We start from the raw sequence: 2,320 nt of genomic DNA, 5'->3' as shown, positions 1-2,320 counted from the left end.
CGGCCGAGCAGGCTGCCGGCCTGCGCCACCGCATGGAGGGCGACGCGAAGGGGCTCGGCGAGACCCAGATTGGTGTGCTTCGTGTCGGCCGGCACCGGGAAGCACTGGAAGTCGCGCACCACCAGCGTTTCGCGGAAGGCGCCCTGGACATGGGGGAAGCGCGAGGCGCTGCCGAGAAAGATCATATTGGCGCAGAGATTTTCCCGGCCGCCCAGGCACTGCGGGCAGGTCTGGCACGGCTTGCCGGGATTGACGGCGACGCGGTCGCCGATCCTGGTCCGGGTGACGTCGGGACCGACCTCGACGACATCGCCGCTGATCTCGTGGCCCAGGACCATCGGTTCCCGGACGTTGAAATCGCCGACGCGGCCTTCGAAGAAGTAATGGAGATCCGAGCCGCAGATGCCGCCGGCGGCGATCCTGACGCGGACCTCTCCCGGCTTCAGCGCCGGTTCGTCGAGCGTTTCAAGGCGAAGGTCCTTTTGTCCATGCAGAACACAGCCGCGCATCTGGTCTCTCCTGAAAGGTAACGGCGCGCCGTCGCGCCTCGTGTCCGTGTGGGATGCCGCGCGATTGCCCGACCCGCGGGCGTCCCGTGCATCGCCGGGCCGCCCGGTAGCGGCAGTGGCGTTTATCCGCCAAAATGGACCAATACTTAAATTGGTCTGTTGGTACGATGAATATGCCGGCTGCACGGACTTGTCAACACGGCGTGTTCGGCCTCGCGGCCGATGTCGGCGGCACGGGGCGGCGACGATTGCCGGCGTGCCGGGGGCATTGGGAAGAATATGACGTGTTGTCAGTGAGATGGACGTGAACGTCCAAGCGGTCGGCCCCGTTGGGCCGGGGTGCTCGACCCATGAAGGACCGGGAAGTCAAGGCTCTGCCCTGCGACCGTCAGTCGCACGTCGACAAAACATTTTGTGCATCCAGCGTTATGCGGTTGACAGGCCCTTGCCCGGTGCACTATCCACTGGAGTAGAAGACCAATGTACCAATTGCCCAATTCCTGGGATCCGATCCGGCAGGTGCCTTCGGGACTTGGGGCGGCATGGGTGCCTTGCGCCGCTGCCCACGATAAGAAGCATCCGGAGCGTGAGCGAACCGGAACAGGGCATCGGATCCGGTCGGGCAATCAATCCATTCCGCTGGCCGCAACGCTCCATCGCTTGCGGAATCCGGCGGGAACATTATCGAGGGGGAACCATGAGTGCTATGCCCAAGGGGAAATCGCAGGCCGGCGGGGGCGCCGCGCCGCCCGTGCCCCCCCTCCGCGTGGTCATTGCCGACGCCAACTTCCTGCCCCACCGCGCCTTGATGGAGGCGCAGCTTCCCGCGGGCACCGTCGTATCCTGGCATCCTGCATTCGACGAGGCGGGGGTTGCGGCCGACCTGCCGGGCGCCGACGTCTTCGTTGGTCCGCGCTTCACCGCCGCGATGGGGGCCGCCGCCGACAGCCTGCGGCTGGTCCATGTCGGCGGCGCCGGCTATGACGGCATCGACGGCAAGGCGCTGCCCGAAGGCGTGCTGTGCGCCAACACCTTCTGCCACGAATCCTCGATCGCCGAATATGTGGCGGCCACCAGCGTCGTCATGCGCCGCCAGCTTTTGCTGCAGGACCGCGAACTGCGCCGGGGGCACTGGGATTCCTCCGTCTACGAATCGCAGCGCTCTCAATTGGGTTCGCTGGCCGGGGCGACCGTCGGCATCGTTGGGTACGGCCACATCGGATCGCATGTCTGGCGGCTGATGCGGGCGTTCGGCGCCTCCGGCGTCGCCGTCACCTCGCGGCCGGCCAGGGCCGAAGGGGAGGGGTTGGACTGGGTCGCCGGCACCGACGGTCTCGACCGCCTGCTCGCCGAGAGCGATGTCGTCGTGCTGTGCCTGCCGCTGTTGCCGGAGACGCGCCACCTCATCGGCAAAGCGCAGCTTGCGGCGATGAAGCCCGATGCCTTGCTGGTCAATGTCAGCCGCGGCCCGCTGGTCGAGCCTGAGGCGCTTTACGACGCGCTGAAGGAACGCGGCATCGGCGGTGCCGTCATCGACGTGTGGTACCAGTACCCGAACGGCGGCGCCCATGCCCAGCCGGCGGCGCTGCCCTTCGACACGCTCGACAACATTCTGATGACGCCGCACATCTCCGGCGTCACCACCCAGACCTTTCAGGGCCGCGTGCGCGACGTTGCCGCGAACATCGCCCGGCTGACGGCGGGAGAGCCGCTGCGCAATCTGGTCAGCCCCCGCTGAACGCGGGCTGACACCGTCGCGGGCTTGCCCGGCGGCAAGCCCCGGAGGCGCCAAACGCCGGGGCCATACCGGC

2 protein-coding genes are annotated in these 2,320 nt (G+C 67.4%); one reads left to right on the top strand and one right to left on the bottom strand.

Annotated elements, in window-relative coordinates; all coding sequences use genetic code 11:
- Window positions 1-509 (bottom strand): alcohol dehydrogenase catalytic domain-containing protein (locus I71_RS06885; RefSeq protein WP_042692906.1); only part of this gene is annotated, 509 nt, incomplete at its 3' end.
- A gap of 697 nt (window positions 510-1,206) precedes the next feature.
- On the opposite strand from I71_RS06885, the gene I71_RS06880 reads away from it, so the two are divergent.
- A complete protein-coding gene (locus I71_RS06880; protein ID WP_199902124.1) occupies window positions 1,207-2,247 on the top strand; it encodes a 2-hydroxyacid dehydrogenase in 1,041 nt (346 codons plus the stop codon).
- Window positions 2,248-2,320: the final 73 nt, after the last annotated feature.

The organism is Azospirillum sp. B506 (assembly GCF_000333595.1).
GTDB lineage: Bacteria > Pseudomonadota > Alphaproteobacteria > Azospirillales > Azospirillaceae > Azospirillum.
Note: the sequence above shows the minus strand (reverse complement) of the source record. Positions and strands in the feature narration are given on the sequence as shown.

Bases quoted from the DNA above. Each gene is read 5' to 3' on its own strand.
- I71_RS06880 (WP_199902124.1), top strand. From the start codon at position 1,207: ATGAGTGCTATGCCCAAGGGGAAATCGCAGGCCGGCGGGGGCGCCGCG.